Origin of the sequence: Vibrio sp. 10N.247.311.14, assembly GCF_041467715.1 — a bacterium.
GTDB classification, from domain to species: domain Bacteria; phylum Pseudomonadota; class Gammaproteobacteria; order Enterobacterales; family Vibrionaceae; genus Vibrio; species Vibrio crassostreae_C.
Map to the genome: position 1 here is coordinate 1 of NZ_JBFSVE010000076.1, position 17,744 is coordinate 17,744.

General features: G+C 44.9%; 20 protein-coding genes. 5 read left to right on the forward strand and 15 right to left on the reverse strand.

The window, feature by feature from the left end; translation table 11 throughout:
• Positions 1-143 precede the first annotated feature (143 nt).
• The 4 genes from rpoH to ftsY form a co-directional block, all read right to left on the reverse strand.
• Positions 144-1,001, reverse strand: a complete 858-nt coding sequence (gene rpoH / locus AB6F11_RS20305) for an RNA polymerase sigma factor RpoH (protein ID WP_017055518.1) — start codon at positions 999-1,001, stop codon at positions 144-146.
• A 177-nt stretch (positions 1,002-1,178) separates the two neighbouring features.
• Positions 1,179-2,147 (reverse strand): permease-like cell division protein FtsX, encoded by a 969-nt coding sequence (ftsX, locus tag AB6F11_RS20310; RefSeq protein WP_017061038.1) that lies wholly within the window; start codon positions 2,145-2,147, stop codon positions 1,179-1,181.
• Entirely contained in the window at positions 2,134-2,811 is a 678-nt protein-coding gene (ftsE, locus tag AB6F11_RS20315) for a cell division ATP-binding protein FtsE (RefSeq protein ID WP_004736585.1), read from the reverse strand. The genes ftsX and ftsE overlap by 14 nt, the downstream gene beginning before the upstream one ends.
• Positions 2,812-2,889: 78 nt before the next feature.
• Positions 2,890-4,140, reverse strand: a complete 1,251-nt coding sequence (ftsY, locus tag AB6F11_RS20320; protein ID WP_102393083.1) for a signal recognition particle-docking protein FtsY — start codon at positions 4,138-4,140, stop codon at positions 2,890-2,892.
• Positions 4,141-4,370: 230 nt separating this feature from the next.
• Between ftsY and rsmD the strand changes: the two genes are divergently transcribed.
• Positions 4,371-4,973, forward strand: a complete 603-nt coding sequence (rsmD, locus tag AB6F11_RS20325; protein WP_017061036.1) for a 16S rRNA (guanine(966)-N(2))-methyltransferase RsmD — start codon at positions 4,371-4,373, stop codon at positions 4,971-4,973.
• Between the two features lie 10 nt (positions 4,974-4,983).
• Complete coding sequence (locus tag AB6F11_RS20330) at positions 4,984-5,250, forward strand: DUF1145 domain-containing protein (RefSeq protein WP_016784000.1); 267 nt, start codon at positions 4,984-4,986, stop codon at positions 5,248-5,250.
• A gap of 117 nt (positions 5,251-5,367) precedes the next feature.
• On the opposite strand, the gene AB6F11_RS20335 is transcribed toward AB6F11_RS20330, so the two are convergent.
• The 4 genes from AB6F11_RS20335 to AB6F11_RS20350 all read right to left on the reverse strand — a co-directional run bounded on the left by AB6F11_RS20335 (position 5,368) and on the right by AB6F11_RS20350 (position 8,425).
• Positions 5,368-5,952, reverse strand: coding sequence for a YhgN family NAAT transporter (locus AB6F11_RS20335; RefSeq protein WP_102321185.1), 585 nt, complete (start codon positions 5,950-5,952; stop codon positions 5,368-5,370).
• A gap of 222 nt (positions 5,953-6,174) precedes the next feature.
• Entirely contained in the window at positions 6,175-6,411 is a 237-nt protein-coding gene (locus AB6F11_RS20340) for a YecH family metal-binding protein (protein ID WP_102393082.1), read from the reverse strand.
• Positions 6,412-6,501: 90 nt separating this feature from the next.
• Positions 6,502-7,122 (reverse strand): lysoplasmalogenase, encoded by a 621-nt coding sequence (locus tag AB6F11_RS20345; RefSeq protein WP_102393081.1) that lies wholly within the window; start codon positions 7,120-7,122, stop codon positions 6,502-6,504.
• A gap of 928 nt (positions 7,123-8,050) precedes the next feature.
• A complete protein-coding gene (locus AB6F11_RS20350; protein ID WP_004736595.1) occupies positions 8,051-8,425 on the reverse strand; it encodes a hypothetical protein in 375 nt (124 codons plus the stop codon).
• Positions 8,426-8,669: 244 nt separating this feature from the next.
• On the opposite strand from AB6F11_RS20350, the gene AB6F11_RS20355 reads away from it, so the two are divergent.
• The gene (locus AB6F11_RS20355) at positions 8,670-8,999 is read left to right on the forward strand and encodes a DUF2500 domain-containing protein (RefSeq protein WP_102393080.1); all 330 of its coding nucleotides are present in this window, start codon (positions 8,670-8,672) and stop codon (positions 8,997-8,999) included.
• A gap of 60 nt (positions 9,000-9,059) precedes the next feature.
• Here the strand turns inward: AB6F11_RS20355 and AB6F11_RS20360 are convergent, their stop codons facing one another.
• The 7 genes from AB6F11_RS20360 to rhtB all read right to left on the reverse strand — a co-directional run bounded on the left by AB6F11_RS20360 (position 9,060) and on the right by rhtB (position 15,572).
• Positions 9,060-10,073: an acyltransferase gene (locus AB6F11_RS20360; protein WP_017061031.1), complete on the reverse strand. Its 1,014-nt coding sequence runs from the start codon at positions 10,071-10,073 to the stop codon at positions 9,060-9,062.
• Between the two features lie 169 nt (positions 10,074-10,242).
• Positions 10,243-11,463 carry an organoarsenical effux MFS transporter ArsJ gene (gene arsJ / locus AB6F11_RS20365; RefSeq protein WP_102393079.1) on the reverse strand — a complete coding sequence of 407 codons (1,221 nt, stop codon included), beginning with the start codon at positions 11,461-11,463 and terminating at the stop codon, positions 10,243-10,245.
• 96 nt (positions 11,464-11,559) lie between these two features.
• Positions 11,560-12,051, reverse strand: coding sequence for a cyclin-dependent kinase inhibitor 3 family protein (locus AB6F11_RS20370; RefSeq protein ID WP_017061028.1), 492 nt, complete (start codon positions 12,049-12,051; stop codon positions 11,560-11,562).
• 21 nt (positions 12,052-12,072) lie between these two features.
• On the reverse strand, positions 12,073-13,074 hold the full coding sequence (locus tag AB6F11_RS20375; protein ID WP_017061027.1) for an ArsJ-associated glyceraldehyde-3-phosphate dehydrogenase: 1,002 nt from the start codon (positions 13,072-13,074) through the stop codon (positions 12,073-12,075).
• A 173-nt stretch (positions 13,075-13,247) separates the two neighbouring features.
• On the reverse strand, positions 13,248-13,589 hold the full coding sequence (locus AB6F11_RS20380) for a metalloregulator ArsR/SmtB family transcription factor (RefSeq protein ID WP_017061026.1): 342 nt from the start codon (positions 13,587-13,589) through the stop codon (positions 13,248-13,250).
• Positions 13,590-13,688: 99 nt separating this feature from the next.
• Complete coding sequence (locus AB6F11_RS20385) at positions 13,689-14,909, reverse strand: EAL and HDOD domain-containing protein (RefSeq protein ID WP_017061025.1); 1,221 nt, start codon at positions 14,907-14,909, stop codon at positions 13,689-13,691.
• Between the two features lie 45 nt (positions 14,910-14,954).
• On the reverse strand, positions 14,955-15,572 hold the full coding sequence (rhtB, locus tag AB6F11_RS20390) for a homoserine/homoserine lactone efflux protein (protein ID WP_102393078.1): 618 nt from the start codon (positions 15,570-15,572) through the stop codon (positions 14,955-14,957).
• A gap of 81 nt (positions 15,573-15,653) precedes the next feature.
• On the opposite strand from rhtB, the gene AB6F11_RS20395 reads away from it, so the two are divergent.
• Complete coding sequence (locus AB6F11_RS20395) at positions 15,654-16,634, forward strand: alpha/beta fold hydrolase (RefSeq protein WP_017061023.1); 981 nt, start codon at positions 15,654-15,656, stop codon at positions 16,632-16,634.
• 182 nt (positions 16,635-16,816) lie between these two features.
• Entirely contained in the window at positions 16,817-17,644 is an 828-nt protein-coding gene (locus tag AB6F11_RS20400; RefSeq protein ID WP_065584269.1) for a Cof-type HAD-IIB family hydrolase, read from the forward strand.
• The last annotated feature ends 100 nt before the right edge of the window (positions 17,645-17,744 follow it).

Sequence of the window (17,744 nt, forward strand, 5' to 3'; positions counted from 1 at the left end):
CCCGTAGAGGACTTTCACCTCCTAGATCAACGCCATGCTCGGCGCACAACAAAAAGGCCGAGATCTCTCGATCTCGGCCTTTTCAAAATTCAGCTATTTGTTAGCTCTACTAGAAAGTAGAAGCTAATAGAAACTAGATGCTATTAGAAATCACCAACGGCTTGTTTCAATTTCTTCATCGCATTCTTTTCTAACTGGCGAACACGCTCAGCTGAGATACTGTAGGTATCCGCTAAGTCTTGCAGGGTTGCCTTGTTGTCGTCTAACCAACGTGAGCGAACAATGTGTTGGCTACGCTCGTCTAAGCTTGCTAGTGCTAGCCCTAGGCGATTATTGGTGTGTGACTCCCAGTTAGCCGCTTCAACCGTCTCAGCAACGTCTGACGCCTTGTCTTCTAGGTAGTAAACTGGAGCAGTGTAAGCAGAACCGCCATCGTCATCGTCCATAGGCGCTTCAAACGTCGCATCTTGTGCTGCTAAGCGAGATTCCATCTCACGAACTTCTGAAGGCTCAACACCCAGTTCACGAGCAACCGTCTCAACTTCACCGTTATTGAACCAACCCAAACGCTTTTTAGACTTACGAAGGTTAAAGAACAGTTTACGCTGTGCCTTAGTGGTCGCAATTTTAACGATACGCCAGTTACGTAGAACGTATTCATGGATTTCAGCTTTGATCCAGTGAACAGCAAACGAGACGAGACGAACACCAACTTCTGGATTGAAGCGCTTAACAGCCTTCATCAAGCCGATGTTACCTTCTTGGACGAGATCAGCCATTGGTAGCCCGTAGCCAGAGTAGCCTCTTGCAACGTGCACCACGAATCTTAGGTGGGAAAGGATCAAGCCTTTCGCAGCGTCGATCTCACCTTTGTAATGTAATCGCTCTGCAAGTCCACGTTCCTCTTCAGGAGTCAGCATAGGGTAGCTGTTCGCTGAGCGGATATAGCTATCTAAACTATCTTGTGTGACTAAAGCCATTTGATACGCTTGGTTTGCCATTCGGTTCCTCATCAATCTCTGATCTGGAGTAATACATCTATTAAAACCCTACAATCTTGAACCTAAAATGAACAGGTTTCAAGGAGGGGGAAGTAATTATGCATAATCAATTCGTCTATACAAGGCAAAAACTGGTTAAGAAGTGCCTATTTTTCGTCTAAATATGACTCTATTCACCTAAACTGGTTCAATTTCTTTTAGGTGACGCTGTGCAGAAAGCTTTGCAGCCACACTACCAAGCAGAGTTCCGACGATCAAAAGCAGTAAAGATTCATCCCAACTCAGGCCAATTAAACGGAAGTGGCTGTCGTATAGCTGAGCCAAGTCATCCACCGCGCTGTTCAGCAATACGGTAATCAATGCCGTCATTACCCAAGCGCTAATCGAACCTAAAACGCCAAACCACATCCCAGCATAAAGGTATGGTCGAAGAATGTAGCTGTCGGTCGCACCAATCAGCTTCATGGTTTGAATCTCTTCTTTATGCGCCAACACATTAAATCGTAGTGTATTGCCGATAATCAGAAATACCGCGCCCAGCATCAATACCGTTAAGGTAATCACGATGACAGCCGCTAATGCTTTGATCGCATCTAATCGCGCTAACCAATCTTCGTCTAGGCGAACATCGGTCACTAATTCTTGTTGTTTAACTGTGCCTGCCAGCTCTTTAATTAAGGTATCGCTGTGCACGCTTGGCGTAATCACCAGCACACCTGGCAGTGAATAATCGTCGAGAATGGTTAGGGCGTCTTCAAAACCAGAATACTGGCTGAGGTCTGCAAGCCCTTGCTGCGGAGAAATGTACTCCACGAGCTCAACTTGATCCCAACTTTCGATTTCATCCTTAAGCACCATTACTCGTGGCTCTGGAATACCATCCTCTACATAAGCACTTATTTGTGACGGGCTAGTGACATCTTGCGCCACTTCCCCTACATTTTTACCTAATAGGTACAAACAAGCTGGCATCGCCAACGCCATAGAGATCACCGCAAGGGTCAGTAAGTTGCCTAACGGGCGCTGCCACATTTGCGAGAACGATGACTTGGCTTGTTTCCAGTGAACAACAAAGAAGCCGTCGCTTGAAGCGCGGTTTGCTGCTCGATTAGATTGAGGTTTTTTGATGCGCTTATTCGCGGCCATAGTCTTCAACCTCACTCAAAAATCCTTGGTTTAATTCAAGATGGCGGTACTGAGGGCGAGTGTTCACTAACCCGATATCATGCGTCGCTAGGATGATCGTCACACCTGCGCGGTTGAATTCTTCAAATAATCGCAACACACGGTTAGATAATTCAGGGTCTAGATTACCGGTAGGCTCATCGGCTAAAAGCAGAGTTGGACGGTTAACCACGGCGCGAGCAATACCCACGCGTTGTTGTTCACCACCAGAAAGTTGGCTTGGCAAACAACGGGCTTTATCTAATAAACCGGTTTTATCCAACGCAGCACTGACTCGGCGTTTTATTTCGTTTTCAGAAATAGATTCAATACGCATAGGCAGAGCGACGTTATCGAAAATCGAACGGTCCATCAGCAGGCGATGGTCTTGAAAAACAATCCCAATATTACGGCGTAAGAAAGGAATGTCTTTGGCTGGGATACGAGTGATATCGTGATCGTTGAACCAGACACGTCCATCAGTTGGACGCTCTATCGCGCAGATCAACTTCAGCAAGGTACTTTTACCAGCCCCAGAGTGCCCACCCAAAAAAGCCATCTCTCCACGTTTCAGGTGAAAGTCCACTTTTTGGAGCGCTTGTCTTCCACCTCGGTAGGCTTTACTCACTTGCTGAAATTTGATCACCGAAAATTCCTCTTACGATCACTAATATCAAATTTAAAAACGGTAGCAGATTAAGGATAAACCACTTTGCTACTCGCGTTACTCTTCGCGGCTAAATAGTGCTTCAATGAAGTCTTTAGATTCAAATGGACGCAGGTCATCAATACCTTCACCCACACCAATGTAGCGGATTGGAATCTGGAACTGGTCAGCAATTGAGAAAATTACACCACCTTTCGCCGTACCATCTAGCTTAGTCAGTGTAATACCCGTAACTGGAGCCACTTCACTGAACAACTTCGCTTGGCTGATAGCGTTCTGACCTGTACCTGCATCGAGCGTTAGCATGATTTCGTGTGGCGCAGAGTCATCAATCTTCTTCATTACACGAACGATCTTGCGTAGCTCTTCCATCAGGTTGCTCTTGTTCTGCAAACGACCGGCTGTATCAGCAATCACAACATCAACACCACGAGCCTTCGCTGCTTCAATCGCATCGTAGATAACAGACGCACTGTCCGCACCAGTGTGTTGAGCGATAACTGGCACATCGTTACGCTGACCCCAAACCTGAAGCTGTTCAACGGCTGCAGCACGGAAGGTATCACCCGCTGCTAGCATCACTTTCTTGCCTTCATTTTGGAATTGTTTCGCCAGCTTACCGATCGTAGTTGTCTTACCTACACCGTTCACACCCACCATTAAGATAACGTAAGGTGTTTTAGTGGTATCAACAACCAGTGGCTGTTCCACTTGGCTTAAGATGTCTGCCATCTCTTCTTTGAGCAGACCATAAAGCGCTTCACCGTCTTTTAGGTCATTGCGAGATGCTTTTTCTGTCAGGTTTTCAATGATCTTAACCGTGGTATTCATACCCACGTCAGCAATCAGAAGTTGCTCTTCTAGCTCTTCAAACAGGTCTTCATCGATTTGCTTGCCTTTGAACAGACCAAAGAAACCAGCACCGATGTTTGCTTTAGTGCGGCTTAGGCTGCGCTTAAGACGAGCAAAGAAGCTTTCTGTCGGCTTCTCTTGTACTTCTTCAACCTTAGCTTGAGGAACTGCCACTTCTTCCTGTTCTGCTTCTGCTTCTGCTTCTGCTTCTGCTTCTGCTTCTGCTTCTGCTGCGACAGGTTGCTGCTCTTGTTGAGCTTCTTCAAGCGCTTGCTCAGATTCAGTTGGCTTAACTTGTTCAGCTTCAGGCGCGACCTGTTCAGCCTCAACTTGTGATTCAACTTCAGTTTGATCTTCAACGCTTTCTACGTTCGCTTCATTCTGAGTTTTTGGGCTTTGTTCTTCTTCACCAAAACCAAGCCACGATAATAATCCGCGCTTCTTTTTTTCCGTCATCAGAGGAGTTTCCTAGATCTACTAATTAGCTGTATTGACTTAATACACGTCGACTCTTTGCTATTGTTATACAATACAAGCTTGTACAAACGAATAGTAAAGAAAAATGACAAAGCAGTGATAAGTTTGCTTTTAGCTTGATACACTTTGTCATTGCAAATTTATTTAATACACGAACCCACTTAAATTGGGCTCGGTATAGTATCACTTTATTAGCGGTCAAAAAATCTATGGTAAGACGTCGCCAGCAAAACACATCACAAAAAAAGCCATCCGGAGGCTTTGTTCGAATTATTAGTGGCTCATGGAGAGGTAGAAAGCTGCCTGTTCATGATTTAGAAGGATTACGCCCAACCATTGACCGAGTAAAAGAAACACTCTTTAACTGGGTGGCTCAAGATATCCCACATTCAACTTGCTTGGATGTATTTGCCGGTTCTGGCGGTCTAGGTTTTGAAGCAGCTTCTCGCCAAGCCAAAATGGTGACACTGCTCGAAATGAATCAAAAGGCGGCTAAACAGCTTTCTGATAACGCGAAAGAGCTCAAGGCAGACAACATTAATGTCGTGAATACTGATGCTATCTCTTTCCTTAAGAAACCAGGCACTCCTTACGATATGGTTTTCCTTGATCCACCATTTCGCAAAGGCTTACTGGCAGAAACAGTACAACTGCTTGAGAGTAACGGTTGGCTTGCAGACAATGCCATCATTTACGTCGAGACAGAGAAAGAACTGAAACTCGAAGCTATGCCAGAGAACTGGGAATTGCATCGCGATAAGACCACCGGACAGTCAAGCTACCGACTGTTCAATCGAATTACTGAAGAATAGGAGTTATTGAATGAAGTTCTTGCTTCCACTAGCAAAAGCAGCCATCGCCTTTGTTTGGTTTATCTTGATCGTAAATATTTTCTACCCGTTCCCGGGTAATGCTGCGATTGCGCTTTATATCATGACAGCATTCTTGTTCTTCATGCACGGCCTGCAGATGCTGATTTTCATCGGTGCATTCGGCGATAAGATCGAGATGTCACGTTGGGAGAAGTGGTCAATATTGATTTTCGGTGTCTTCGCCTTACTCGATATCCGACGCAAACACATGATGTAATCGAGCTTAAGCCCAGATATAAAACGCTTAGCTACAGAAAACATCATGACAGAAACAGTAGAGACAAAAACGCCGCTCATTTGAGCGGCGTTTTTTTATTCAGCAATCATATTGATGTTAGCCCATGTAGCCTTTCACACCATCGAGGAACATTTGCGTCGACAGCATAACCAACAACAAGCCCATCAAGCGTTCGATGGCTTTAAGACCTCTCTCTCCCAGCACTCGCAGGAAGAAGCCATTAAACATCAGAATAAAGAAGGTAGCACCCCAAGCCAGCATCACTGCGCCTGAAAGCTCTAACATATTGTCAGGGTGCTGTGTCGACAACAGAATCAATGCCGCAATCACTGAAGGGCCAGCAATCATTGGGATCGCCATCGGCACAATAAACGGTTCTTCACCCGCCGCGAGGCCAGTAATACTACCCGCACTTGGGAAAATCATCTTAATTGCGATAATAAACAGAATAATACCGCCAGAGATACTCAAGGTTTCAGGCTGCACGTGCAGGAAGTTCATGATGCTTTGACCCGCAAATAAGAACAGCAGCAAGATAACCAGTGCGAACATCAGCTCACGAATCAGAACAATACGGCGACGCTTCGGGTCAATATGCTTAAGGATAGAGAGCACGATTGGCAAGTTGCCAAGCGGGTCCATGATAAGAAACAGCATGGTTGCTGCAGATAAGATTTCCATAAGTTTGTCTCGAAAAGCGTAAGTGCGCGGAGTATAGCAGCCTCAACATTGATTTTCGAACGCAGTAATAAAAGGATTAACTTATGTAATTAGAAGGGAATTTTTCGAGAGCAAATAGAAAGGAGAAAAGTAAAAAGATAATTTAAGAGTGAAGCCGAAACGTCGCATCCACTCTTCTTATCTATAAACGCCAAAAGGCTCAAAAAACCAAATCTCTGGGAATTAGTGGTTACACACACGGTCGCGATTGGTGCAAAGTTTGTCATCAATAACCACGACCTTTTCCATCTTCAGGAAAAATTTCAGCAAGCTATCCAAATCCAGACCATTTAGCTTACACGTATGGAAGCGAGCTTCTGCGCCGTAAGTTTGAGCGAGCTCTTGCGTCAACTCTTCACGAGTCAGGGGCTTTTCACTCAGTAGGTTTAAAACGTTGTGTGCATGAATTTCGGTAGTCATAACTCTATCTCATGTTTAATGAAGTAGACGTAGAGTACCTACTTTCATCTTAGCTGCCTTGATGTAGCTCAGAATTAAGCTAGCTCTACCCTAAATGGTAAGGGAAGCAACAATGAGAGCGTGTGCGAGAAAGTAACTGCCCGTTACCCAAAAGTAAGCGCCCTTGATTGGGCTGCGGTAACTGTTTAGCGCATAAGCTAAGGCCGAAAGGAGCAGCACGCTACAGCCAGCAAAACCGACCGCGTGTGATAACTGAGGATCCAGCAGCCAAACCTCACCAGAAGCCCATGCTAACTGAATAAGCACAATGCCCATGATGACCACGGGAAAAACGAGTTTGTCTAAGCGTGGCAGCAGTAAAAAGAAAGCAACAACGCAAGCTGCCAATAACAGCGCGAACAACCACCAAACCATTTCACCTGATAGCTGTAACCAAAAAGCTTTGCTGTAACAGAGTTGAGCCAATAAGAAGCAGACAAAATGCAGAGGGCGTTTTTGAGTGAGAGTATGCAGGACATCTGCGATCGCAGAGATAGCCAACCCCGCAACTATCCAATAGGTAAAGTCAGCCACAACCGACTGAGTTAAAGCAATTGTCGCTAATAATACAAAGGTAAAAACCTTATACGATAAGGCCTGACCGATATGTCCATGTTTCGTTCCTGCTATTGCTCCGATACCAGACAAGGAAACCGCCAACCAACTCCACATACCATTTGCCCTATTGCTTTAAATCGTCGCCAGTCTAGGCACACGAGTGTTGATGTAAAGCCTCAGCGCCTCAAAATTGGATCTTGATTACGCTTCCACTAAAAAGAGTCTCTTTAGATTGAAGTCGTAACAATTACCACCATGACAATGGCCATTCGTTTAAAACTAGAACGAATCATCATAAAACCCATTCAAACTGGCATTAGAGTCGCCATACTTGAATTTTGGCCAATTCTAACCTATCGACCCCACCAAAACCGGCCTAATTCCGTAAAACACCACACTTAAAAAATTAAAATAACCACATTTAAAGTAAATAATAACAATAACTTAAATAAACAAACTCAAGATTAATAAGGAAATAAAAACGCCAACCAAGCCTAGACTTGTAAAGTAGCCAGTTTTCTTTTTTTAAATCCCAGTTTTGTCAGGTTATTTCAAGCCCCCGGTAAAAACCGCCACAAAAACCAAGTCGAAAACTTAAAAAACCAACCAAAACAAACCTAGCCACCACCAGCCCCTATTAATACAGTTTAACAACCTTTAACAATATAAATTACACAAAACAACCATTACAAAACAACAAGTTAAATCAAATTAGAACAAACATAAATCACAACGAACAAAATAAGAACACACCATAAAACACAGTTAAACACTGCCAAACAAGCCAAAAACTCATAGTTTTCTACTACTTTTAAAGCTTTCGAAAGTAATTCTTGATCTAAGGCCATAAGTAGTGCTATTCTTTAAAACATAGCGAGAGACAACCAAATTTAGGAGTAGTGTTATGATTTCATCTTCGCAAAGACAAGGACTTGTAATGATCGCGGTAGTTGTAGGTCTAATGACACTACCGATGATGTACTAAGCAAGTTACAGATAAAAAAAGGGACGCCATGAGCGTCCCTTTTTTTGTTCAATTTTTTCACTTCGAAAACAGATGCAGTGTTAGCACATCCCAGTTCGCATAATAGAAACCTGCGGCAGCTAAAGTCATTGCCATCATCAGTAAGATCGCAACTCGCCAGATAAAACGACCACTACGTGGAGTCAGCTCCTTCTCACAGTCGTTACACATCATGATGAACTTATGTTGGTCTTCCAACTTAGCCTCATGTTCATTGACTACCTTATTACGACACGTTGCGATATAGCGCAGCTTGCTCACCATATCGTGCGGTAGCCTTTCTTCACAGCTTGTTACAAGCTCATGCAATCCTTCGCCTTCGGCATGATATTGAAGCCTCAATAATTTCTCTATATTGCGAGTTCTTGTCACCACTTTTTCAATATCGGTCATCTTAGCCCTCCCACTCCACACTATAATTCTAGTCGAGCATTTCCCTATTCTTATACAAAATCACTGTTATTTACGAGAGAAAGAGACAATAAATAACAATGCTTTATCCCAAACTGACCATTAAATGTGATGTCTGCCGAAAAATAATCAGCTTGGCTTACAACAGTTCACGAATAACGGCTTTAAACACATATCCCTATTGCCTGAAAGACTAGAATAACCATCACGACTACATGGAGGTTATATGCCTAATTCACTCTTTTTTGCCATCTTTGCTCTCGCTGCTCTAGCGGCTTGGGTATTTATTGGTTTCTATCGAAAACACTCGCAAGGTGAAAATGCGCCAGAGAAGAAAGTGAATGTCACGGTGTTAGACAAACAATCGATCGACCTTCCTGACGCAGAACCGGGCCAAGAAGATCAAGAGTACTGGATTTACGTTCAACGTGGTGTGGTTGGTCCGAAGCGAGAATTCCAAGTCGGCATCCACTATTTCCACGCCCTTAACCCTGGCGACAAAGGAACCTTAACCTACAAAGGCGATAAGTTCTTACACTTTGCGTTGAAGCGCTAAACGTCAGCCGCTTCAACTGTCGTCCCTAAGCAATCCATCAGAAAGCCTTAGCAATCACCGCTAAGGCAATAACCAACGCGTTTTCTCTGACTTAGACACCAACCAGCTCATCCATAATGCGCCAGCTCCGCTGATCACAATCCATAATGGAATAACCCATGCCGGATGTCCTTGGTACCAACCAAACTCTTTCATCGGCCACAAGAAAATCGGGTGCAGCAGGTAAATACCTAAGCTGTGCTTACTGATAAAGCCAACCACTTGGTTACTCTTCTCAGACAGGCCTTCACCATAGTATCGGCATACCATGAACACCATGCTCGCGGCTAATACGGTATTCAACGTTTTGTAAGATAGCCAGCGCCCTACCGTGTACTCTTCTGCTACCAAGCTTGCATCAACCACCATGTAAACCGTGGTTAGTAACGCTAGCCCACCCAGTAACACACTCACGCCAACGGTCATCTTGTTAAGTGGCACAATCTTATACAGCAAGTAACCCAATGGTAAGTAACCTGTGTACAACCACAATTCGTGACTCCAAGGGCCATCGATTTTCAGTAAGAACAGCAATGTTGTGAACAACCATACCGCCGTAAAGGCATAGACCGATCTATCACCGTACTTTCTAACCATGATCTGCAAGAACGGAATCACAAAATAGAGTGGGATGAAGTAATAGAAGAAACCAAGGTGGTAATAGGTGTAATGATGGTAGCTATTAAGCAACACGTCCCAACTGACGTCGGCATCAAAGCCCATTGCCGACCAGCCCGACAGATAGGTATAGAAAAGCGACCAGACAATGAAAGGTATCAGTACCTTGCCCAAACGACGCTTGAGGTAGTATTTGGCGTCAAACGGGCGCTGATCACTGAGCATCAGTGCTCCAGTAATCAAAATGAACACAGGTACTGCCCAGCGGCTGAAACCGTTTACCGTAATGGCAGTAAGCCATTCACCGAAAGGAATAGTGCCCAACTCATTGCGATAAGGCGCCAAAACATGAATCGCGATAACCGCTACGGCCGCGACACATCGTGCTAAATCAAAAAAGAGAATTCGCTGCTTCATGTAAATGCCTGATTAATATTCAATCATTCTACTATAGCAATAAAAAAGCTGACCGGAATAAATACCAAGTCAGCTTAGTGTTAAAGGAGATACTTATCGCGAATTTAGCTCATACGACTCTAGCTTCTGCGACTTGAGCTCTCACAAATGAGGCTCATGTGGCTGAAGCTTATGCCGCTGAAATTTGCGGCACTTTCGGTAAACGCAGAGAGATCACTGTCGTTATCGCCAAGAATGCGAAGGAAACCCACAGACACGCAGACAAACCTGCCATTTGGAATACCAAGCCCGACAATATCGTGCCAATCAAACGGCCCATCGCGTTTGCCATGTAGTAGAAACCGACATCAAGAGAAACGCCATCGCCTTTCGCATAACTCACTATCAAATATGAGTGAAGTGATGAGTTCACCGCAAAGATGGCACCAAATACCATCAAACCACCCACGATAACGAGCTCTGGTTGCCAGCCAATCTGTACCGCATAAGCGATAGCAGCGGTCACTATAGCCAGCGCACCAGCCCATAACAGCGCGGCATGGCCATCTGGCACCTTACCTTGAGTTTTACCAGTAATCTTCGGCGCTATGCCCTGTACAAAGCCATAAGCGATAGTCCAAGCAGCTAAGAAACCGCCAACCCATGAGTGATCCCAACCAAACACACTGCCTAGGTAAATCGGCAAAGCAATCACAAACCACACATCACGAGCGCCAAACAGGAACATACGTGCTGCGGATAGGATGTTGATGGATTCAGACTTAGAGAAGATCTGTTTGAACTTAGGCTTGGTTTTCGCTTTGCCCATGTCCGCTTCTAAGCTCAACACACTGCCAACGAAGACCAATGCCAACACGGCTGCCATCGCGAGCACGGCGTATTGGAAGCCAATCGTTGAAAGCAGTAAACCACCAATAAAGAAGCCTGCCCCTTTAAGCGCATTCTTAGATCCGGTCAGAATCGCAATCCACTTATAAAGCGCGCCTTGTTGTTCATCAGGAACCAGAGTCTTAATTGAGCTCTTGGCACTCATCTTATTGAGGTCTTTAGCGATACCAGACAAGGCTTGCGCCGCCATGACCCAAGGAATGGTCAGCATTGCCGTTGGCACCGCGAGCATACCCAAGGCGACGACTTGCATGCCTAACCCAATGTTCATGGTCTTATTGAGGCCAAGACGCGCCCCTAACCAGCCACCGATTAGGTTAGTCACCACACCAAAGAATTCATAGAAAAGGAACAGTGAGGCGATTTCTAACGAACTGTAGCCAAGGTCGTAAAAATACAGAACCACCAACATGCGAAGTGCACCATCAGTAATGGTGAAGTTCCAGTAGTTAAAAGTCACCAACATGTATTGGCGAACGCTCTTACTTAGATTTGAAAACATAACGCTATCTCTGCAATCTAAACAAAAAGAGCTTTTGGATCATGATAAGTTCAACACTCCAGATACCAAAAGCTCCCTGTCTAACACTGATGACTATTAGCTATTCGCTACGCCATTAATGTATTCAACCTGGATAGGTTTAGTGAAGGCACCTGGACGCAGTGCCTGCACCTCTTGAACTACCTTGCTCAAATCCCAGCCTTTTTCTAACAGTAGGTGAGCTGCGAACAAACCAGTGCGACCAGAGCCGCCCATACAATGCATTGCAACCTTGCCGCCGTTATCGACGATGTTATGTAGCTCAGGGCTAGCTGCTTGCCACTTCGCAGCAAAACCAGCACCCGGTGCACAGTCGTCTTCAATTTCGATCTGGAACCATTGCATACCTAACGCACGTGTTTTTTCACCAAGTGCCGCCACGTCTTTGCTTGCAAGCTCATGGTCATCAAGTGCTGTCACGATAGCTTCAACGCCTTGCTCTTTTAGCTGAGCCAGTGATGCATCAAGCGTTGCTTCTTTTGTGCCTGGGCACGGAGTAAGCACTAGCGCACCTTGCTCTAGGTCTAGTTGCCATGTTGGATGTATCATTATATCTTCTCCAGATTCTTATTAAGCAAGGCCAACGGTACGAACAAGCTCAGCGGTACGTGTTGCGTAACCCATCTCATTGTCGTACCAAGCGTAGATCTTAACCATGCGCTTACCGACCAACATCGTTGATAGTGCATCCACGATTGTTGAGCGTTGGTCGCCTTTGTAATCGATAGAAACCAGTGGACGCTCTTCAAAGCCAAGAATACCTTTTAGTTCATTCTGAGACGCTTCTTTCAGCATCGCGTTAACTTCTTCTGCCGTGGTGTCTTGCTTCACTTCGAAGATGATGTCTGTCAGAGAAGCGTTCGCTAGCGGTACACGAACTGCGTGGCCGTTGATGCGGTTTTCTAGCTCAGGGAAGATCTCAACAATCGCTTTGGCGCTGCCCGTCGTTGTTGGGATAAGACTCATGCCACATGCACGTGCGCGGCGTAAGTCTTTGTGCGGCGCATCAAGAATAGTTTGCGTGTTAGTTAAATCGTGAATAGTGGTGAAGGCTGCGTTCTCGATACCAAGCTTCTCGTTGATCACCTTAACCACTGGCGCGATACAGTTCGTTGTACAAGACGCTGCCGTTACGATTTTGTGTACCGCAGGGTCGAAGATATTGTCATTCACACCAACAACGATGTTTGCGATGCCTTCTTCTTTCACTGGCGCCGATACCACAACGCGCTTCACGCCTTGCTCTAGGTATTTGTTTAGGAAAGAGGTCTTACGGTGAACACCGGTCGCTTCGATAACCACATCACAACCAGACCAGTCGATCGCATCGATGTCGCGCTCTTGTGTGGTCTTGATGCGCTGGCCATTAATGATCATCTCATCGCCTTCTGCAGTTACTTCGTGGTGAAAGCGACCTTGAACTGAATCAAATTCTAGAAGGTGGGCCAGTGTTGTTGTGTCGCCAGCAACATCGTTAATTTGAACAAATTCTAGCTCATCCCAATCGAATGCTGCGCGAAGTGCTAGACGGCCGATACGACCAAAACCATTAATACCTACTTTGACTGTCATTTTCTGTTCTCTCAGTTAATTGCCTTCATATTTGAAGCCGCAGCGTTGTTGACTACGTTCACTTACCGGAGCGCCGGCCGCCCTAATTACATAGAGCCACTATGCTCATAGGGATAAGTTCACTTGTCGCCTAGCTGCAACTCCAACTATTTCGGCATTAAGTTTTAATGTATTTAAACGCAACATACTGGGCGTGAGTTCATCGACTCTAAGCGCTCAATATCTTGCTGGTATTCAGTTTTCAAACAGTTCGATGCAATAAGGTCGTCAATTAACTTTAGCATCCAACCTGGTAAATCTTGTGACAGGCGGTAAAACACCCACTGCCCCTGGCGAACATCAGTCAAAACACCGTTTGAACGCAGCTGCGCAAGATGGCGTGAAACCTTTGGCTGACTTTCTTGCAATGCCTGAGTCAACTCACCAACCGATAAGCACTCATTGCGAACTATCAACATTAAGCAACGCACTCGCGTTTCATCGGACAGTAATTTAAAAAATTGGTGAGGAAGCATAAAAACATACTCATATATGGATATACACATATCTTAGATATAAAAAAACGCACGTCAAGGCGTGCGTTTCAATTGTCATAAAAGTTTAACGAAGAAATATCAGAGCTTGTTGGTCACGGTATGGCTCCAACGGCGCGCTTCAGTAAGCTCCGTTTTCACCTGATCCACGCTTAATCCTAAATCGGCGCAGTGCTCATCAATCTGTTGCCAATCGGCATGCTCAAAGCTCTCTTCAAGTGCGAGCAAGGTACCATATGGCCCTTCTCTACGTAATAGAGCAACCTTGATACTTTTACACAGCGGCAACTGCTCGACTAAGTTATCTAACGACAAGTCCAACAGAGCATCCAACAAGGAGAATAAGCCAATCATAAAGGCCTGTTCTCTATACCCTTCAAATGCCTGATAGCGAGACATACGCTGACAAAACTGAGCACGCTGTAGAGACAATCCATACAGCTCTTTAGGCTTTTTATCGGACACATAAGAGGCGACGGCTAACGAGACAAACATTTTCAGTTTCTCTTGACCTAGATATACCAAAGCCTGACGAAAAGAAGAGATGGTAACTTCAAGGCGCGGCGACATAGTATTCACAAAACGCAGCAGCTTATATGAGAGCGCCACATCTTTCGCGACAATGCTCTCCACCCGTTGAAAGTCCACATCGGGCTTACACACTTCTTGAAACAGCTCCATAGCAATCACTTGCTCAGGGCTAATGTATTTACTCTTGATGATTTCCGGTTTATTGAAAAAGTAACCTTGGAAAAACTTAAAGCCAGCCTCTTTGGCTTGCTGGAATTCTTGTTCGGTCTCAACGCGCTCCGCCAAAAAGCTAAACTTTTTCCCTTGATGCGCCCTAACCAAATCACACGCTTCATCCAAACCCATCTGCATAATATCGAGCTTTACGATATGCGTGTATTTAAGGAAACGTTCCCATTCTGGGGTCGAAGTAAAATCATCTAGGGCAATCATGTAACCCGCTTGGTAAAGGTCTTTAACCGCTTCCAACAATTCATCTGTTGGTTTACAGGTTTCCAGAATCTCTACCACCACCTTATCTTTCGGCAAACTTAAGGGCAGTCGACGAATCAAACTTTGATAAGGGAAGTTGATAAAGCAGCGTGAAGATGGAATAGAAGGGTTAAGACCAACAGACAAGAAGTTCTCAACAATCAGACGATACGTTGCTCGATTAGACTCAATATGCGCTGGGTACGCATTCTTTTCTCCATCGCGAAATAACAACTCATAGCCGAGTGTATTCCTCTTGCGATTTAAGATAGGTTGTCGAGCAACGTATGTAGCGGTCATTTCTTGATAACTCTGATTGGTTTAACTATAACTCAGTCGCTTAATCTAAGCTTTCGCGGCAGCTAGCAAAGCACCGCAGCCCATGAACATACCACCAAATATTTTATTTATCTTACCCATTATGCGATCAGAGCGAATAAAACGTCCCATTTGTGACGCTAATGAGGTGTAACCCAACATAACAACGCTATCAATGAATACTGTCGTCACACCTAGCACTAATAACTGAGGTGCTTGAGGTTGTGTAGGGTCAATAAACTGAGGAAACAAAGCCACCAAAAACACGATTGATTTCGGGTTAGTTAGGTTGATAAGCACAGCGTTTCTCAGCAGTTTGCCACTCGACAGAGTAGAGCTTTCTTCAGATGCTACTAGGCTCGAGCTATCACGCCACTTTTGAATACCTAACCAAAGTAAGTACACCACGCCGACCCACTTAATGATGCTGAACGCCAACGCAGACTTAGCAACGAGTGCACCGATACCCGCGCCCACCAGCATAATGTGAAACGCAAGACCAAGCTGTAAGCCAACAATTGATGCGAGTGACTTTTTAGTGCCATAGCTAAGCCCATTACTGATTGAGTTAACGGTACCCGAGCCCGGAGCCAAGCTAAACAAAATCGCTGTGACAACATAAGCAAGCCAAACATGAGTATCCATTTGCATTTCCTTACTAGTTCTTTAATCTAACAACATTAGTAGCAATAAAGCTCTCACACGCATCAGTTCAGGTAATTTCCCATGGAAAACCACAGCGAAGCCACCTTCCCTTACACTCAAGAACCTCAGTTCGATCATGCGATTAAACACCCGATCAACGCTCTTTGGCAACAAAGAAAAGAGGGGTTTTTAACATCGTCTGGTAAAAAGAAACTGTACTGGTGCAGCCTCACCTCAGAAAAGCACAGCAAAGCTATTGTGATTTCAAATGGCCGTATCGAATGCTGCCAAAAATACCAAGAAATCTTTTATGATTTTTATCAACAAGGCTATGACGTTTATTCATTTGACCACCAAGGTCAAGGCCAGTCTGAACGTATGGTAACAGACTCTGACATTGGTCACATTCATGAGTTTGATGATTATGAATCTGACATGTCTGACGTCATTGCCAGTTTTGATCTCAGTAAGTATTCCAATCGCTACCTGCTCGCACACTCAATGGGCAGCACCATAGCCACTCGCTACCTACAAACCCATCCAGACCACCCGTTTGATAAGGTGACTCTGTGCGCTCCGATGTTTGGTATCAATACCGAGTGGTACCTGAAACCTATCGCGATGATCGTTGGACAAGTGCTTACCGCTTTTTATGCCAAGCCAACTTACGCGCCGGGCCAACAAGCATATTATTCGAAGCCTTTTGAAAACAACTTACTGAGCCACAGTAAGGTTCGCTATCAGTGGTTCCGTCGCTTATATGACGAGTCTCCATCTTTGCAGGTGGGTGGACCAAGCACGCGTTGGGTGTGGCAAGGGTTAATGGCCGCCAAGCAAGCAATTCAACAAACTCGTCAAATCAAGATCCCTCTGCTATTGATTCAAGCTGGGGATGAAAAGATTGTCAGTAACAGTGCTCAAGTAAAGTTCATCTCTAAGCTGAAGAAAACCAACTCTGATTGTCAGTTTAAGTTGATTGAGGGTTCTAGGCATGAGGTGTTGTTTGAGCAGGATGAATATCGCAATCAAACACTGGATGCGATCAATCAGTTTTTCGCCTAGAGCTAATAGGCTAAGCAACCTACCAAGAAAATAAGCGCTAAAGAGGAAGAGAAGTAAGTGAGCTTTGCCCTCTTTTCTTGCATGAATTTGGCATACAATTTCTACCTAGAGATATTGTAGTTAAAACGATTCTAGCGCTGGCTAGCGTCAATATTGGTTAAGCATTTTGCAATGAGGGTTAAATGAGTATTTCTGCACTAAAAGATTCCGTGAAAATTGTTGCTTCTGATTTAGATGGTACGCTTTTGGCTCCCAACCATCAGCTAAGCGACTTTACCAAGCTAACGCTTAAGAAATTACACGACCAAGGTTATACCTTCATCTTCGCAACGGGTCGCCATCACGTCGATGTAGCTGGGATTCGTCAAATCGCAGGTATTCCGGCGTACATGATCACTTCAAACGGTGCACGCGTGCATGACCAAAACGATCAACTGATGTATAGCCAGAACGTACCTCAGGAACTCGTTCAGCCAGTTATTGATATTGTGCGCCAAGATCCAAACCTCTTTATTCACATGTACCAGAATGAAGATTGGTTACTAGACCGTGAAGATGAAATGTTGGCTAAATTCCACAGTGAGTCTGGCTTTAGCTACAAGCGCTTTGAAGCTGAAAACGCACCAAGCGAAGGCATCGCGAAAGTCTTCTTCACACATCCAGAACAAGACCACGAATATCTCGTCACGTTTGAACAAAAGCTAAGAGATGCTTTTGGCGACAAACTGAACATCGCCTTCTCTACACCTTGGTGTCTGGAAGTGATGGCCGCTGAAGTCTCTAAAGGCCACGCTCTAGACGCTGTTGCAAAATCACTAAACCTGACTCTGGATAACTGTGTTGCCTTTGGTGATGGCATGAACGACGCTGAAATGCTGGCTATGGCGGGTAAAGGTCTAATCATGGGTACATCACATGAGAAAGTGATGAAAGCACTACCTGACAATGAAGTGATTGGCAGTAACGCAGACGATGCCGTTGCTCACTACCTAGAAAAGCATCTGCTCTAATCTCGCTCGTTGAACAGATCTGAATAAATAAAAAGGCAGCCAACTGGCCTGTCTCTTATACACAAATCCCTAAGCCACGCTTGGGGATTTTTTTTGAACT